This is a genomic window from Sphingobacterium yanglingense (assembly GCF_004363245.1).
Classification (GTDB): Bacteria; Bacteroidota; Bacteroidia; order Sphingobacteriales; family Sphingobacteriaceae; genus Sphingobacterium; species Sphingobacterium yanglingense.
On sequence record NZ_SNYV01000014.1, the window covers coordinates 1 to 15,242 of the forward strand.

General features: G+C 41.9%; 17 protein-coding genes and 1 tRNA gene. 10 read left to right on the top strand and 8 right to left on the bottom strand.

Annotation, left to right across the window (positions count from 1 at the left end):
- From CLV99_RS11170 to CLV99_RS11180, 3 genes are all read left to right on the top strand, one after another.
- Positions 1-384: thioredoxin family protein (locus CLV99_RS11170; protein ID WP_170180430.1), on the top strand; the 384-nt coding region annotated here is incomplete at its 5' end.
- Between the two features lie 235 nt (positions 385-619).
- On the top strand, positions 620-1,618 hold the full coding sequence (locus CLV99_RS11175; protein WP_133584606.1) for a 3-keto-disaccharide hydrolase: 999 nt from the start codon (positions 620-622) through the stop codon (positions 1,616-1,618).
- A 156-nt stretch (positions 1,619-1,774) separates the two neighbouring features.
- The gene (locus tag CLV99_RS11180; RefSeq protein WP_162850097.1) at positions 1,775-3,082 is read left to right on the top strand and encodes a M20/M25/M40 family metallo-hydrolase; all 1,308 of its coding nucleotides are present in this window, start codon (positions 1,775-1,777) and stop codon (positions 3,080-3,082) included.
- A 10-nt stretch (positions 3,083-3,092) separates the two neighbouring features.
- Here the strand turns inward: CLV99_RS11180 and CLV99_RS11185 are convergent, their stop codons facing one another.
- Together CLV99_RS11185 and CLV99_RS11190 are read right to left on the bottom strand one after the other, a co-directional pair.
- Positions 3,093-3,395: a Smr/MutS family protein gene (locus CLV99_RS11185; RefSeq protein ID WP_133584608.1), complete on the bottom strand. Its 303-nt coding sequence runs from the start codon at positions 3,393-3,395 to the stop codon at positions 3,093-3,095.
- 13 nt (positions 3,396-3,408) lie between these two features.
- Positions 3,409-3,804 (bottom strand): group III truncated hemoglobin, encoded by a 396-nt coding sequence (locus CLV99_RS11190; RefSeq protein WP_133584609.1) that lies wholly within the window; start codon positions 3,802-3,804, stop codon positions 3,409-3,411.
- Between the two features lie 201 nt (positions 3,805-4,005).
- Between CLV99_RS11190 and CLV99_RS11195 the strand changes: the two genes are divergently transcribed.
- Positions 4,006-4,079 (top strand) — tRNA-Pro (locus tag CLV99_RS11195).
- A 118-nt stretch (positions 4,080-4,197) separates the two neighbouring features.
- On the opposite strand, the gene CLV99_RS11200 is transcribed toward CLV99_RS11195, so the two are convergent.
- Entirely contained in the window at positions 4,198-5,409 is a 1,212-nt protein-coding gene (locus CLV99_RS11200; protein WP_162850098.1) for a type III PLP-dependent enzyme domain-containing protein, read from the bottom strand.
- A 564-nt stretch (positions 5,410-5,973) separates the two neighbouring features.
- Between CLV99_RS11200 and CLV99_RS11205 the strand changes: the two genes are divergently transcribed.
- From CLV99_RS11205 to CLV99_RS11220, 4 genes are all read left to right on the top strand, one after another.
- Positions 5,974-6,705 (top strand): hypothetical protein, encoded by a 732-nt coding sequence (locus tag CLV99_RS11205; protein WP_133584611.1) that lies wholly within the window; start codon positions 5,974-5,976, stop codon positions 6,703-6,705.
- Between the two features lie 7 nt (positions 6,706-6,712).
- A complete protein-coding gene (locus CLV99_RS11210) occupies positions 6,713-8,113 on the top strand; it encodes an RtcB family protein (RefSeq protein ID WP_133584612.1) in 1,401 nt (466 codons plus the stop codon).
- Between the two features lie 4 nt (positions 8,114-8,117).
- Positions 8,118-8,735 (top strand): peptide chain release factor H, encoded by a 618-nt coding sequence (gene prfH, locus CLV99_RS11215; RefSeq protein ID WP_133584613.1) that lies wholly within the window; start codon positions 8,118-8,120, stop codon positions 8,733-8,735.
- Positions 8,736-8,796: 61 nt separating this feature from the next.
- The gene (locus CLV99_RS11220; RefSeq protein WP_133584614.1) at positions 8,797-8,985 is read left to right on the top strand and encodes a hypothetical protein; all 189 of its coding nucleotides are present in this window, start codon (positions 8,797-8,799) and stop codon (positions 8,983-8,985) included.
- Between the two features lie 73 nt (positions 8,986-9,058).
- Here CLV99_RS11220 and CLV99_RS11225 read toward each other — a convergent pair whose 3' ends face one another.
- On the bottom strand, positions 9,059-9,469 hold the full coding sequence (locus CLV99_RS11225; RefSeq protein ID WP_133584615.1) for a BrxA/BrxB family bacilliredoxin: 411 nt from the start codon (positions 9,467-9,469) through the stop codon (positions 9,059-9,061).
- A 401-nt stretch (positions 9,470-9,870) separates the two neighbouring features.
- Here CLV99_RS11225 and CLV99_RS11230 point away from each other — a divergent pair, with 401 nt between their 5' ends.
- Positions 9,871-10,485 carry a S24 family peptidase gene (locus CLV99_RS11230; RefSeq protein WP_133584616.1) on the top strand — a complete coding sequence of 205 codons (615 nt, stop codon included), beginning with the start codon at positions 9,871-9,873 and terminating at the stop codon, positions 10,483-10,485.
- On the opposite strand, the gene CLV99_RS11235 is transcribed toward CLV99_RS11230, so the two are convergent.
- From CLV99_RS11235 to upp, 3 genes are all read right to left on the bottom strand, one after another.
- Positions 10,469-11,023: an AAA family ATPase gene (locus CLV99_RS11235; protein WP_133584617.1), complete on the bottom strand. Its 555-nt coding sequence runs from the start codon at positions 11,021-11,023 to the stop codon at positions 10,469-10,471. The genes CLV99_RS11230 and CLV99_RS11235 overlap by 17 nt on opposite strands.
- A 61-nt stretch (positions 11,024-11,084) precedes the next feature.
- Positions 11,085-11,558: a ribonuclease H-like YkuK family protein gene (locus CLV99_RS11240; protein ID WP_133584618.1), complete on the bottom strand. Its 474-nt coding sequence runs from the start codon at positions 11,556-11,558 to the stop codon at positions 11,085-11,087.
- Positions 11,559-11,707: 149 nt separating this feature from the next.
- Entirely contained in the window at positions 11,708-12,355 is a 648-nt protein-coding gene (upp, locus tag CLV99_RS11245; protein ID WP_133584619.1) for a uracil phosphoribosyltransferase, read from the bottom strand.
- Positions 12,356-12,478: 123 nt separating this feature from the next.
- On the opposite strand from upp, the gene uvrB reads away from it, so the two are divergent.
- Positions 12,479-14,506, top strand: a complete 2,028-nt coding sequence (gene uvrB, locus CLV99_RS11250) for an excinuclease ABC subunit UvrB (RefSeq protein ID WP_133584620.1) — start codon at positions 12,479-12,481, stop codon at positions 14,504-14,506.
- A 24-nt stretch (positions 14,507-14,530) separates the two neighbouring features.
- On the opposite strand, the gene CLV99_RS11255 is transcribed toward uvrB, so the two are convergent.
- Positions 14,531-14,962, bottom strand: a complete 432-nt coding sequence (locus CLV99_RS11255) for a hypothetical protein (protein WP_133584621.1) — start codon at positions 14,960-14,962, stop codon at positions 14,531-14,533.
- Positions 14,963-15,242 lie beyond the last annotated feature (280 nt).

Genomic DNA, 15,242 nt, shown 5'->3' on the forward strand with positions numbered 1-15,242 from the left:
CAGAAGAAACCGTTGTTGGTCGATTTTACAGGCTGGAACTGTGTCAACTGCCGTAAGATGGAAGCTGAAGTATGGAGTAGCCCTAAAATACGGGCCATGCTTAACAATGAGTTTATCCTTGTAGAGCTGTACGTTGATGACAAGGTGTTGGATCTTCCCGAAAGCGAGCACTATGTCTCCAAGCAGACGGGCAAAAAGATCAATACGGTAAGTAAGCGCAATGCCGATTTTCAGATTACGAAGTTTGAGAGTAACTCACAGCCATTGTACGCACTTTTGGACAACGAGGGTGAGCTATTGGTACCGACAAGTGGTGCGATCTATGATATCGAGAAGTATGGAGCATTCCTACAGTCCGGAATAGATGCATTCAAAGCGAAATAGTACTTTACTAATTGTTTAATATATAGTCCCTTTTTCATGAAAATGTTAAAGGGATTTTTTTTCCTGAAAGTTTTTTGGTGACCTCGAGGTTTTATCGATTAAGGTGATGCGATAATCAGGAACGTTACTTAGGCAGATCTATTATACTTGTGTCGGGACAAATGAGTATTGTAATTAAAAGCAAATTTCCCTAAGTTTGTGTATTATAATCCTTAAACCTTATAAATAACTCACTATGATTAAGAAATACGTTGTCTACTCCCTACTTTCTGGGCTTGTCATTACAGGATTTAGTGCTTGTGATGGAGCAGGAAAAAAAGCGGATAAAGAAGAAATTCACAATGCTGCCACACAAACAATTCCTAAAGAAGCAGAAGGGTTGATCGGACGATGGGATATTACGGTAGAAAAAGAAGGAAAGCAAGTGCCATCATGGCTTGAAGTCAAGCTTTCAGGATTCAATGTGTTGGTTGGTGCTTTTGTAGCTGATGCAGGAAGTAGCCGTCCAGTATCTCACATTAAGTTGGATAAAGGTAAGTTTTCGTTTGAGATACCTCCACAATGGGAGGGAGGAGAAGGAGTCTTCACTATTCAGGGGGAACTGGTAGGTGAAGGGATAAAAGGTACTATTACAACGAACAAAGGGAATGTATTTAACTTCTCTGGTGTAAAAGCACCTTACATGGTTCGTCAGGGAGAGGCACAATGGGGAGAACCTATTGATTTGTTCAATGGAAAAGACTTGACGGGATGGAAGACTTCGAGTGACGATAACCAATGGGTGGTTAAAGATGGTATCCTTATTAACCAAAAAGCTGGTGCTAATTTAATAACCGAGCAGAAGTTTGAAGATTTTAAACTGACTGCAGAGTTTAGGTATACGGAAGGTGGTAACTCAGGAATTTATCTGCGTGGACGTTATGAGGTTCAGATTGAAGATTCGCCGAAAGATAGACATCCAGGTGCTCTATATTATGGAGGTGTCTACGGATTTTTGGCACCGAGTGAAATGACAACAAACGGAGCAAACGAATGGAACACCTATGAGATTACCCTCCGTGGAAGGATGGTGACTATTGTTTCTAACGGCAAGACGATCATAAATAACCAAGAAATCCCAGGTATAACAGGAGGCGCTTTAGATAGTAAGGAGGGCGAACCAGGTCCTATTTATTTACAAGGGGATCATACGGGTATTGAGTTTAGAAAAATAAGTATCACACCTGCGAAATAAACTGTTTAATCGTTCATAATGGTCTGTTAGTCGTATCTTTTATTGCTAACAGACCATTTTTATTGTATTGCTATGCTAAATGTAAAACTCGGACGGGGAATTGTGTTTCTATTTTTGTTCGCAAGTGTCCCCGCTTTTGCTACGAGCGATTCTTTGATGATAGCCAAGATTTACGAACATTCGTTCTATAGAGGCGAGGCTTACGAAAACCTTAGGTATCTGACCAAAAAAATTGGACATCGGATTGCAGGGTCCGAACGAGTTGCACAGGCTGTTGATTGGTCTAAAGGGCTAATGGAGCAGTTGGCATTTGATAAAGTCTATTTGCAGGATGTAAGGGTGCCTTACTGGGATCGGGGATCTTCGGAGGAAGCCTATATCTTAGGGGATGCGCAAAGATTGAAGGTATTGGCTTTAGGTGGTTCAGTCGCTACCCCTGAGGAGGGTATAACAGCTGAGGTGATCGAAGTGGAGTTGCTTTCGGATTTACGTAAATATGGTGAAAATGTGCAAGGAAAGATAGTCTTTGTAAATAAGCCATGGGACGAGTCCCTTGTCGAGACTGGGATCGCTTATGGGTTGAATAGTGCACAACGGAGCCGTGGCCCAGCGGAGGCTGCTAAACTAGGGGCGGTGGCTTATTTGTTTCGTTCGCTCGGCTCGGGAATAGATGACTATCCGCATACCGGTGCGACCCGGTATGTAAAGGGGATTGATAGTATTCCTGCAATGGCTATATCTGCCATCGGTGCGAATAGATTGCATACTGCATTGGAGAAAGACCCCAATCTGAAAGTCTTTTTGCGGCAGCATAGTGCCTGGAAAGGAGAAGTGCTTTCGCATAATGTTATCGCAGAATGGAAAGGGACTGACCATCCCGGGCAGATTATCACTATTGGAGGACATTTAGATTCTTGGGATGTGGGAGAAGGAGCACATGATAATGGTACCGGAACGATGGGGACGTTAGATGCGTTACGTACCTTGATGGCACTCGGTTACAAGCCCAAGCATACCATACGTTTGGTTTTCTATATGAACGAGGAAAATGGCGTACATGGTGCTTCACAATACGGTTTGCAGTCCAAGCAGAAAGGGGAACAGTTGATTGCAGCAATTGAAAGTGATGCTGGAGGGTTTGCACCTCGAGGTTTTGATATTAAAGGTGGGCCTGAAGCGGTAGCTTGGATTCAGCGCAGTTGGAAGCCGTTATTTGAGGAATCCTATTGGGTGTCCAGATTTTTACCGGGGAGTCCTGGTGTAGACTCTGGGGTATGGGGTAAGCATTATCCAGGGGCGTTGATGTTTAACTTTAGGCCAGATCCTCACCGTTATTTTGATTTACATCATACGGCCAAGGATGTTTTTGAGGCTGTGGATAAGCGTGAGCTACAGTCAGGGGTTGCCGCATTAGCATCATTATTATACTTAATAGATACCCATTACGAGGTATTACCAAATTAAGCCGTTTCGGTTATAGTCCGATATGTACAACGACGATATCGGAGTTGCGATAGGAAGGATGGTAGGATGAAATGCTACCACTTTCCTTATAGTAACGAAGCTCCTCATATACGGTCTCTCTAAGAATACCTTTCCCTTTGCCATGGATAAACTCGATCTGTGTATACTCCCAGTAGATTGCAGCGTCTAGGTTTTCCCGTAGTTTTTCGAGTGAAAGACCAAGTAGTTCATCACTGTCATAGTCTGCAAAGTTTGCAATAGAATCGGCATGCAAATCTACGACTTTGGGTGGGCGCGGTAGTGTACGGGACATGTTGACTAAGGGATTAGAAAATGATCGATTTGTCTGGATGATTCTGTATATAATCCAGTTTGCTTTGAAACATTACCGCCATTTTTTGAGCTCTCCACTTGGCCTCATCGGCTTTTTCACCTGTAAATAAGCTATCGACAGTACCATTGAATAATACCAGCCACTGTGCAAAATGCTGTTTGCCTATGGGGAGGTGGGCATGAGGAGGGAATGGACGCCCATCATATGTGTACTCACCGAGTAGTAATGTCTGCCAAAATTTATACATTTTGGCAAGGTGCTCAGGCCATCTATCCTGTATGTTCTGGTTGAAAATAATACCTAGCATTTCATCCTGACGGATATTGCTGTAAAACGTATCTACAAGTAGTTTTACGTCATCCAAGGTTGTGATATCTTTTTTTTCCATTGCATATCTATTTTAGCACAGGATAAAGTTCTTCATTTTTTCTGATATTGTCGTCAGATTAGCGTCTGTATTTGCTTAATCGATTGATGGTGTAAAATTATTTGTCAAAAAATCAGGCTATTGGATATTATTTTGACTTTTACGTTTTGAATATTCAAAACAGGTCGCTATATTTGCATCACTTTAAAGGTGATACCTTTTCGGGGTGTAGCGTAGCCCGGTATCGCGCCACATTTGGGATGTGGAGGTCGTAGGTTCGAATCCTGCCACCCCGACAGAAAAAGCTCTAACAAAAGTTAGGGCTTTTTTCGTTTACAGAGGTGCCAGAGCCTAGGTTCGATCCGAAGGAGGTTCATGTTCGATCCAGAACCTCCTCTATTGGGGATTAATTCTTTATTGGTAACCTAGTATTGCTAGCATATTCTGACTGCTTTGTTTTTCTGAGAAAGTAGAAATAGTAATTTCCTTTACCTCATTTTCATCTATGATAATATGTTTTGGCGCCGGGATAAGGCAATGATTGATTCCTCCAAAGCCGCTCAATGCCTCTTGGTAGGCTCCGGTGTGAAAAAAAGCTACAAATTGTTCTTCGTTTGTATCTGGAAGCATAATACTTTCTGCATCCCCATTATTGGGGAAAAAGTCGGCACTGTCACAGGTTATTCCCCCCAATGTATAAGGAATTAAATCACTTTCTAAATTGTTGACAGGAAGAACAGGGTAATTCTGTTTGATAGCCCAGGTGTCCGGAAGATGCGTGATAAAGGAACCATCAATAATGGCCCAGTCTCGCTCATTTCCCTTTTTTCGTTCCAATATTTTAAAAAGGGTTCCCGTTGATTCGGCAACAGTGTATTTGCCAAATTCAGTTATGATATCCGGTTCGTCCACCTCTTCTAGTGTGCATATATCTTTAATGGTAGATACAATGCGGAATATCAGTTCTGATATATTGGGATTGTGATTCAGGTTATCTTTAAAGGGCATACCACCTCCAATATCTAATGTGGTTAGGCAAGGGTTTATCTTTTTTAGATAACAATAAAAATGTACAACCTCTGCTAATGTAGTCCAATAGGAGTCCGTATTCTCGATACCTTTGTCATTAAAGAAGTGGAGAGTCGTTAGTTTTAAGTTATCTTTCCCATGGATACTCGTCTTGTAATGATATAGAATGTCTTCTGGGAATAGACCAAATCTTGATTCTCGGGCATAGCTGGAGATGTAGCTCATATTGAGGCGGATTCCTATGCTGATGTTGGTCAGGCGTTTGCTCTGTTCAATATAGTGTTCCAGTTCTCCTTTGCTATCTACAATAGGAAGGACGGTACATCGTTTATCGCACATCAGCTTGAATATCCCCGTCAAGTAATCTTCTGTCTTGTACCCATTACATATAATCTGCGTATCAGGAGGTATCTGCCCTGTTTTAGTGAGCGAACTGATGAGTTCGGTGTCACATGCTGATGAGATCTCGATACCGACATCAGATAATAGAACTGTCTTTAGTACATGATTGAAATGAGAGCTCTTGGTGCAGTAGTAGTACCGATACTTGCCTTTATAGTTGTTCACGTCAAAAGCAAGCTTAAAATAATCTTTCATTATTTTAATTTTATGGGTGATTGAAGGAAGGACGGTGAACTTTAAAGGTGTTCCGTGCTTCTTTACCAACTCCAGGAGATTTACATTTCTATAAGTAAGGCAAGCATTATCGATCGAAAATTCGTTGGGGAGCCTAATCTCATGAGCGCTAAAAAGATGTTCTTTCATTCACAAATTGTGTAAAGTTAAAATAACGCAAAGGTAAGGTGGAGAAACTGCTTGGTTAAGGTGTAAAATAGGTAATAAGTGGTGTTTTTTATGTTTTTTTGCTCAGATAGAAATAATTCCCTATGTTTGCAGTCAATTCTTGATTTATTAATCTTTTAAAACATCAAGGAATCATGACAGAACAGATCTACATATCGCCCCTTTCGCTTATTGCCTAAAAAGGCAGTCAAACTATTTTTTCTTATAATTTAATAGATGTGCGAGTTGTTTGCACTATGTTTGCCTGCCTCCAAACTTTTATGGGCTTTTTCTGAGCGCTTTTCTAAAGGGTATATCCTTACTTAGGACGAATAGAAATCAACAATCAAATTCAATAATAAATAAATTGAAAGTGTGATGGACACACAGGAATGGTTGTGCCCTTTAAAAACGGCACGTCAGAAAAAGCGACTCGTTAAAGCGGACCGCGATAAAAAGCTGATGCGACTGGAAAAGCGACGGTTGGATCTTTGGCAGCAGCGGCGACTTCTGCCTCCAACACCTTTGAAGCATCCTTATCAGCGGGGATGGAAGCGTTTTTTTGTACTCCGCGAAGATTTGAAGTATGACGCAAAGGCATTGTTTTACGAGGCATTGCTCGCTAAGATCAATACGGTTGAATATCATTATGATAAAGCTTTTAAGCAAAGAAAACGACGTAGAAAAAGATACCAGTACACTTCTAGGCTACAATTGCTGCAAGAAATCTCTGCCTACAGTTGGGATAGCAATCACTTAGAGCTCACCGAGGAGGAGAAGGCCTGTTTTAGCTGTGTAGAAACTTACCATGTAGAGACAAGGTGCCGGGTTATCAAGTATGTGTTTTCGGAGCCTTGGCGTTATAGATTGAAAATAGCACCACACATGATTACACATGTACGGACGCTTGATATCGATATCGAAAGAGAACTAGCTTATATAGAGGATCATATTGCTAATCATAATCTGGGCCCGCGCATCAATACATTGGCGCATGGAGCTGGATACAGTTGGAAACGGTGGGCAGGCGAGCGCAGTAAGCATATTAATAAAATTAAAAATATACCTAGATACAGTTCCAAAGAGACTTATCTAGTGTTAGATATATAAAACCCCTATGGGAAATTTAAGAACAAAAGATTTAAGTAAAATAGGATACCTTAATGATCAGCTCCGAAGCTTGGTAATTAATACGGTGTCCAAAAACTTTAAACACTACAATAAGCAACAGCTATTAGAGCTATTGGTCGATATTAAAAATAATCCTGAAGCTTATCTTGCTAATGAGGAAACGAATAAGATCGCCGAAAAAATAATAGGACGTGTTCAGGGAGCGACTTACACGGTGCATGACCTGTCGGAGAATGCTATACCTGTTAAGATTTATGGAAGTAAGGAAATAGAACAGTCTGCTAAAAAGCAGATGGAGTTGGCCAGTCTGCTTCCAATCAGTGTGCAGGGAGCACTGATGCCCGATGCGCATATGGGGTATGGCTTGCCTATTGGTGGGGTTCTGGCAACACACAATGCGGTGATTCCTTATGCCGTGGGGATGGATATTGGTTGCCGGATGGCACTCTCTATCATTGATGAAAATGAGAACTTTATAAAACGCTATGCGTATCAGATTAAGCAGGCGTTGAAAGATTATACGCATTTTGGAATGGAGGGAGGATTGGAGATTCGTCAGGAGCATGCGGTTCTGGATAATCCATTATTTGATGAATTAGCTTTCTTGAAACCTTTGAAGGGAAAGGCAGTAAGGCAGCTCGGAACATCTGGAAAGGGGAATCATTTCGTGGAATTTGGCGAGATTGAATTGTTCGCAGGCAATACCTTAGGTTTGCCTGCGAAAAAGTATGTTGCATTATTGACGCATTCTGGAAGTCGGGGGTTAGGAGCAGCCATCGCAATGCATTACACCAAAATAGCTATGGATCGTTGTAAGTTGCCGCGACATGCGCAGCAACTGGCCTGGCTGGATATGGATACCGAAGCTGGACAGGAGTACTGGATTAGTATGACGCTGGCAGGAGATTATGCCAAAGCTTGTCATGATCGTATTCACGCCAACCTTTTAAAGGCATTAGGGTTAAAGTCAATTTGTATGGTGGATAACCATCACAACTTTGCTTGGAAAAATACACTGGAGGATGGTAAGGAAGTCATTCTACATCGTAAGGGGGCAACTCCTGCAGGTGCTGGAGAGCTTGGTATTATTCCAGGAAGTATGACGACACCGGCTTATCTGGTATCGGGAAAAGGAAGTGCAGATTCGCTGTACTCTGCATCGCATGGTGCCGGACGTGCTATGAGTAGAAAAAAGGCGAAAGATAGTATGACCTCGTCGGCCATGAAAAAGCTTCTAGGGCAATCTGGAGTTACTTTAATCGGAGGTACCGTGGAAGAGAATCCTTTCGCTTATAAAGATATCGATTTGGTGATGGCGGCACAAAAGGAGCTTGTTGATGTACAAGGGAAGTTCTATCCACGTATTGTAAGGATGAATAAAGATTAGCGTGATGGAGAAGAAAATTATACAGATTACATCAGGGCGAGGTCCATTGGAATGTTGTCGGGTGGTGGCCAAGGTGCAGAGCTTAATGGTTAAGCAGGCCAAGAAACAAGGGGTGCAGCTAGAGGTACTTGAAAATAAGCTTGGTCAGTTGACGGGAACCCTACTGTCCTCCGCAATGATGCTGACGGGTGATCGTTTAGATGACTTTTTGAAGGAGTGGGTAGGAACGGTGCAGTGGGTAGCACAAAGCCCATATCGCAAATACCATAAGCGTAAAAACTGGTTTGTAGGGGTCGCTGCATTTGATATAAAGGATCTTCTGCGTTGGGATATTAAGGATGTAAAAATTGATACCTGCCGCTCAGCTGGACCAGGTGGACAGCATGTTAATAAAGTGGAGACAGCTGTCCGTGCGAAACACTTGCCCTCTGGAATACAGGTGGTGGCAATGGATTCACGCTCGCAGCTGGAAAATAAAAAGGCCAGTTTAGCTAGGTTGGAAGCTAAGGTACTGGTCTGGCAGACAGAACAGTTATTGCAACAACAACAGGATCAATGGCAGGCCCATAATGGATTGGAGCGAGGAAATGCTGTGAAGACCATCCAGCAGGAGTTGTATTAAAATGGGAGGTTTAAGGTTGGTCTGATATTTGCCCTGCTGTGCGGTAGAAAATAAACGTACGATGAAGATAAAGATAAGTGTATTGTTAGCCGTGCTGATTGCATTTGGTGTCAGCTCCTGCTATGTCAACAAGCATCCTCATGGACATGTTCCCCCTGGTCAGGTAAAGAAAGCGCATGGCGATAAGTCTGCTAAAGCGCATGCACCGGGACAGCAGAAAAATAAGCGTGGAAAAGGGAACAATCGGTAGGGAGAGAATCTAAAAAGGTTCCGCTATATAGCGGAACCTTTTTAGTATTTTAAAATCAAAATAATGTGTTTTCTTAGCAGTATTCGTCAAAAGCAGCGATAAGATTGTCGGCTATCATTTGAGCAGGTCTGCCTTCGATCATGTGTCTTTCGATCATGTGAACCAATTTACCATCTTTAAAAAGTGCCATTGCTGGAGATGACGGTGGAAACGGAAGCATATAATCCCGAGCTTTATCTACAGCTTCTTTTTCCATACCAGCGAATACGGTAACTAGTTTTGTTGGATGTTTTTCATTTTTTACCGCAGCTTTAGCCGCAGGACGAGCATTAGCGGCAGCGCATCCACAAACAGAATTTACTACAACAAAAACAGTACCTTCTGAAGGTATTGCAGCATCAACCTCTTCTACAGTCTTCAACTCTTGGAACCCCGCATCTACCAATTCCTGGCGCATCGGAGCAACTAAATATTCTGGATACATGTGTATAAAAATTAAATTTAAAATGTAAAATAAAGCAAGATAGACACATGCACTAAAAGCATTGTTACCTTAGATACAAATATAAGTTATTATCTGAGACCTAGCAAGATGTTATCCTCAAGATAATGTCAGATTGTGAATCAAACCCCAAGAGCTTCCTGTCCTTTGGACTTGTATGGAGTGAAAGTTTGTCGGCTTTAGGTGAAGGGAATTGTTTTTTGTTATTAAAATAGGTTTTCTTAATTTGGCCTAATATTTGATTACCTGTGTGCGGAAAGCTGTAGTTTGGAATAATAAAGCTTGTGTTGAGGAGAAGGGCGGATGTAAAATGCTTTTGTTTATCGGTGGGGATTACCAGCAAAAGTTCGATATTTTTTTAATACTGTTTATATAAATTATATATGTCTAACTGGGATCGTTTGGATCAAGTAATACAACATCTAGGAATGAATGTCAATTCTTTTTCGAGAGAGATTGGATTGAGCAGAGCGGAAAGATTATATCAGATAAAAAAAGGAAACTATGATATCAGTAAGAATCTTGCTGGAATTATAGTCAATCGATATCCAGAAGTCAATGAAGCATGGTTGCTTACTGGCGAAGGTGATATGCTCAAAGCCCGTGAGAATGCAACCCGAATACCATTATATAATACCAGTTTGGATGAGTTCAAGACCGATCTGTCACAGATGCAGATTGTCGATGAGTTGGAGATTCCCATTCTATCTGGTAGTGATTTTGCTTTCGTCAATCAAGGGGATTCTATGAGTCCGGAAATCGAGCACGGCAGCATGGTTTTTGTAAAACAGGTTGATAAAGATGCTATCGTTTTTGGTGACATCTATTTAATTATTTCCGAAAAAATGAATATCGTACGCTTTATCAGAGGGCTAGATGATAAAAGTTGGCGCTTGGTGGCTAAAAACGCAAACGATTTTGATGACCTGGTACTTGATATATCCTTGGTCAGAGCGGTATACAAAGTGAAAGGTGTACTCTCTATGATTTCAATGTAGAATTGTCTAGAAAAAAACGACAAGCCTCAAGACCATTCTTTAACCTATTATCACCTAAACCGGATATAACCGTGTAGTTTGCATTGTTGTTCTCCAGTTCTTTTTTCCAGATCTCCATAAAATGTTCCCTTTCTTGGGGGAAATCTCGTAGTGGGTCATTTTCCCAAGGTAGATCGATATCCATCAATAGATATAAATCATATTTGCGTTGTTTTATTTCGTCAAGGACAACGGTAGGGGTATGATTGAACAAATGGTCACACCATATTTTTACGGTTATAATAGTGGTGTCACAGATCACTACATTGCCTTTGACTTGAGAGCAGATTGCCTCTTCTAGGGCGATTTGTCCATAAAACATGTTAGTTTCGTCTTGCAGGCTGTATTGGTTCTGTAGATTCTGGCAATAGTATCGGGCATACTCCGGTACATAAGAGCTGTCTAATGCCTTAGCAAGGTATTGAGCCATCGTCGATTTGCCCGTTGATTCAGGGCCAACGACCGCGATTTTTCGTAAGTAGTCCTCGATATTGTTCATGGAGGAACAATATTAAGCATTTTTTTGGAGTTACGTAAAGCTTCTAATCCGTTAGCCTTTTTTATTGCACAATTTTATTGGCACAATTTGTACTGGCAAAAGACTCGGGTTTAGCTTTGAATACAAAGCCCATACCTAGGATATAGCCCATTGCCTCTTTCAGCGCGACATTAGATTCGAAACTAGGATTGGTATTGATGTCTGCATGAACTTCTAGATCTACTTCATACTGATCGAGAATAGGGCAGAGGTGATAAGCGGTTTCTATGGATTTTTGAACCTCTAGTAGCATGCGTTCCTTGATGCTCATATTATGGGCTTTACGATCTTTGTGGATGAACATAAATCCCCCTTTATGCTCGCGTAGAAATACGACTACGGTTGCGAATTCGGCCGTTCCTCGTTTTACCTGGGAATCGGTGCCGATGAAAACTTTGAGTTTGTTTCCAAGTAGATTTTCTCTAAGGATTGCAGCCTCAACAGCATCCATAATTGGTAGACGAAGGTATTCGCCATTGTATTTTTGCCATTCCATATGATCTGTTTTTGTTGATTGAATATAGTGTTATCGTGTTCATTATCTATTAATTGTGTGTTTTGTTTTTGTTAATTTATACGGTTTGAAAACGGTTGAAACCTAAGGTGCCCAATGCGCTTAGACCTCAACCGTTGTCGGGGTTTGAATTAATGCTCCTTTGTACCATAGGCCAGGTCTCCTGCGTCACCCAGTCCCGGGACGATGTACGATTTGCTCGTCAGTTCATTGTCGACATCACCAACCCAAATTTGAGCTTCCGGTACGAATGCCCGAACATGATCAACACCTTCCTGGCTCGCGATTATCGAAGCAATATGAAGCTCTTTGATGTTGTACTCGCTCAGAAGTTCCTTGCAGCAAAGAACGAGGCTTTTGCCTGTTGCCAGCATAGGGTCTGATACGATTACGATGCGTTCGTCTAGGTTTGGTGTGTTTTGATATTTGCGGTGGATTTCAAATTCCCCACTTTTCTTGGTGTGTCTATGTGCTGCTATAAATCCCGATTCGGCCCGATCGAAGATGTTGAGAAAGCCCTGATGAAACGGAAGGCCTGCACGGATTAAGGTAATCAGTACCGGTTGCTCCTGTAGGGTATGCATCTCGGCAATACCTAGGGGAGTTTCAATTTCTTCTGGTGAATAGGTGAATGTCTTACTGATTTCATAGGCCATCACTTCGCCAAGCCGTTCGATATTTCTTCGAAAGCGCATGCTATCCTTTTGGATTTCCTTGTCCCGGAGCTCCGAAATGAAATGATTTGCGATGCTATTTTCTTTTGTCAGTATATGGATCATGGTAATGGTATTTATTGACCAAATTACGAAAAAAAGCCTATTTAGTTTCTTTTCCGTCATAATAATAGTAATGCACTGTGAAAGCGGCCCTAAATTTGGTATTTTTACATTAGAAGGAACACTATGAAATTTCAACTTACGTCAGAATATTACCCTACTGGAGATCAACCACAGGCGATAAAGGAATTAGTCCAAGGAGTAAACCAAGGAGATACTTATCAGACACTTCTCGGGGTGACTGGTTCAGGAAAGACCTTTACGGTAGCTAATGTCATTCAGCAGACCCAAAAGCCGACCTTAATACTAAGTCATAATAAGACGTTGGCAGCGCAGTTATATGGAGAGTTTAAGCAGTTTTTCCCAGAGAATTCGGTTAACTATTTTGTCTCCTACTATGACTACTATCAGCCGGAGGCATTTATAGCATCGACCAATACTTATATCGAAAAGGATCTGGCGATCAATGAGGAAATCGAAAAATTAAGACTGGCGAGTACTTCTGCATTGATGTCTGGACGAAGGGATGTCATTGTGGTCTCTTCGGTATCCTGTATCTATGGTATGGGAAATCCCGATGATTTCTCGAAGTCGATCTTCCGGTTTGGTGTAGGGATGACCGTTTCCAGAAATGCATTTTTACATAAGTTGGTAGAGATATTATATGCCCGTACGACCACAGAGTTCAAACGGGGGACATTTCGGGTCAAAGGAGATACCGTAGATATCTATCCTGCATATCTGGACAATGCTTATCGTGTTTCTTTCTTTGGAGATGAAATCGACGAACTTAGTGAAATAGATCCGATAAGCGGAAAGACTTTATTGAAACATGAGACTTTATCCCTTTTCCCTGCGACACTGTTTGTAACGCCTAAGGAAAAATTTACGCAATCTATCTGGGCTATACAAGAGGAGCTGGTGCAGCGTAAAGCCCAGCTTGAAGAAGAGGGACGGATGTTGGAAGCGAAACGTCTGGAGGAACGTGTTAATTACGATTTGGAAATGATGCGCGAACTCGGATACTGTTCTGGTATAGAGAACTATTCTCGATTTTTTGATGGACGGGAGCCTGGAACACGACCTTTCTGTCTCTTGGATTATTTTCCCGAAGACTACCTACTGGTTATCGACGAAAGCCATGTGACCTTGCCGCAACTGCGCGCCATGTATGGAGGTGACCGTTCGAGAAAGATATCATTGGTCGAGCACGGTTTCCGGCTTCCTGCAGCCCTGGATAATAGACCATTGAACTTTCCGGAGTTTGAATCGCTAACGAATCAAACGATATATGTATCTGCTACTCCTGGAGATTATGAGTTACAGCAGACGGAGGGGCTCATCATTGAGCAGGTCATTCGTCCGACTGGTCTTCTGGATCCTGTGATTGAGGTTCGTCCGGCAATGAATCAGGTGGATGACTTTTTGGAGCAGGTGGATAAGACAATAAAAGAAGGTGGACGTGTATTGGCTACGACATTGACGAAACGGATGGCCGAGGAACTGACCAAATATATGAGCCGTCTCAATATAAAGGTGCGTTATATCCATTCCGAGGTCAAAACATTGGAGCGTGTAGAGATACTGCGTGGATTGCGGCTGGGAGAATTTGACGTATTGGTAGGGGTGAACCTGTTGCGGGAAGGGTTAGATCTACCTGAGGTAACTTTGGTCGCTATTCTCGATGCAGACAAAGAAGGGTTCTTACGTTCGGAACGTTCGCTGATACAAACTATCGGACGTGCTGCCCGTAATGAGAAGGGCAGGGTGATTATGTATGCTGATAAGATGACCGATAGTATGCGGGTTACCATCGACGAAACTAACCGACGCAGAGAAAAGCAGATTGCATACAACGTGGAGCACGGAATTACACCGCGTACAGTCGGCAAAACGAGGGAAGAGATAATGGAACAAACGTCTGTTGCAGATTTCAAAGGAGAGCAAAAACCATATGTAGAGCCTGAACCAGGTGTTAGTGTGGCTGCAGATCCTTTGATCGCCTACATGAGTGAGAAAGATCTTAAGAAGGCGGTGGATACGGTGCGTAAACGGATGGAGAAAGCAGCGAAGGAAATGGACTTCTTGGAAGCAGCAAAGCTTCGTGATGAAATGTTTGCTTTAGAGAAATCGTATGAAGAACGATTTGGATAAGTTATTATCCAAATCGTCCCGCGGTTATTTTTTCTCCTGATAGAGAGCTGTTTTGTTTAAGCTCAGTGTCCAGCAGTTTTCTTCCTGAACAAGAGTAAATCTGCCGTTGGTGTACGTTGTTGCGTTACGCTGATTTAAAAGAATACTGTTCTGTTCCTCTGGAATGAAAATCTCGGCCTCATTTTTAGCGCTATCTACCAGTATGTAAGCTGATGTCTGGTAGGCCGTTGATGTGTTCAGGGCGTGCAGTGCAATTCCCTCTTCAAATGGACGGACACATTCGCTACGTAATTGAGACCAGGTGTACCCTGCTGCAACGAGACAGCCATGCCTATCCTTATCCCCTCCCACAGAGGTTAAGGTGTCGGTACTTGGTGTAGACGAAGATACTTTTGAGGATTGACAGCTACTCAAGAGGAGGCCAAATAGCAATAGTAATAACATAGGTGTTTTCATAGTAGATTGTTTTAAAGTGTCAATGATTTGGTGCTTAATGGTAAGCGTTATACTATTTTTAAACTTCTTAATCTATCTTGTAGAGCAATTAATGTTCCTAATTTGATTAATATGCGCTAGGGGCTTTATTTTTTTGTAGGAAATAAGGCTAGAGATTGATCAATCTCTATTGAATTTATAGGCGTATACCTCTTGTTTGTATTTTTTGTGGTTTGTTGTATTTTAAATTTAAAATCTCTAAGTTTATTTTTTTTCAAATGAAATGGATTGTTTTTTGCTA

What these genes read in the sequence shown, in the direction of transcription:
- CLV99_RS11205 (WP_133584611.1), top strand. Translation starts at nt 5,974, where the DNA reads ATGGACACACAGGAATGGTTGTGCCCTTTAAAAACGGCACGTCAGAAA.
- upp (WP_133584619.1), bottom strand. Translation starts at nt 12,355, where the DNA reads ATGATCCATATACTGACAAAAGAAAATAGCATCGCAAATCATTTCATT.
- CLV99_RS11175 (WP_133584606.1), top strand. Translation starts at nt 620, where the DNA reads ATGATTAAGAAATACGTTGTCTACTCCCTACTTTCTGGGCTTGTCATT.
- CLV99_RS11225 (WP_133584615.1), bottom strand. Translation starts at nt 9,469, where the DNA reads ATGTATCCAGAATATTTAGTTGCTCCGATGCGCCAGGAATTGGTAGAT.
- uvrB (WP_133584620.1), top strand. Translation starts at nt 12,479, where the DNA reads ATGAAATTTCAACTTACGTCAGAATATTACCCTACTGGAGATCAACCA.
- CLV99_RS11180 (WP_162850097.1), top strand. Translation starts at nt 1,775, where the DNA reads ATGATAGCCAAGATTTACGAACATTCGTTCTATAGAGGCGAGGCTTAC.
- prfH (WP_133584613.1), top strand. Translation starts at nt 8,118, where the DNA reads ATGGAGAAGAAAATTATACAGATTACATCAGGGCGAGGTCCATTGGAA.
- CLV99_RS11190 (WP_133584609.1), bottom strand. Translation starts at nt 3,804, where the DNA reads ATGGAAAAAAAAGATATCACAACCTTGGATGACGTAAAACTACTTGTA.
- CLV99_RS11255 (WP_133584621.1), bottom strand. Translation starts at nt 14,962, where the DNA reads ATGAAAACACCTATGTTATTACTATTGCTATTTGGCCTCCTCTTGAGT.
- CLV99_RS11235 (WP_133584617.1), bottom strand. Translation starts at nt 11,023, where the DNA reads ATGAACAATATCGAGGACTACTTACGAAAAATCGCGGTCGTTGGCCCT.
- CLV99_RS11185 (WP_133584608.1), bottom strand. Translation starts at nt 3,395, where the DNA reads ATGTCCCGTACACTACCGCGCCCACCCAAAGTCGTAGATTTGCATGCC.
- CLV99_RS11240 (WP_133584618.1), bottom strand. Translation starts at nt 11,558, where the DNA reads ATGGAATGGCAAAAATACAATGGCGAATACCTTCGTCTACCAATTATG.
- CLV99_RS11200 (WP_162850098.1), bottom strand. Translation starts at nt 5,409, where the DNA reads ATGAAAGATTATTTTAAGCTTGCTTTTGACGTGAACAACTATAAAGGC.
- CLV99_RS11230 (WP_133584616.1), top strand. Translation starts at nt 9,871, where the DNA reads ATGTCTAACTGGGATCGTTTGGATCAAGTAATACAACATCTAGGAATG.
- CLV99_RS11220 (WP_133584614.1), top strand. Translation starts at nt 8,797, where the DNA reads ATGAAGATAAAGATAAGTGTATTGTTAGCCGTGCTGATTGCATTTGGT.
- CLV99_RS11210 (WP_133584612.1), top strand. Translation starts at nt 6,713, where the DNA reads ATGGGAAATTTAAGAACAAAAGATTTAAGTAAAATAGGATACCTTAAT.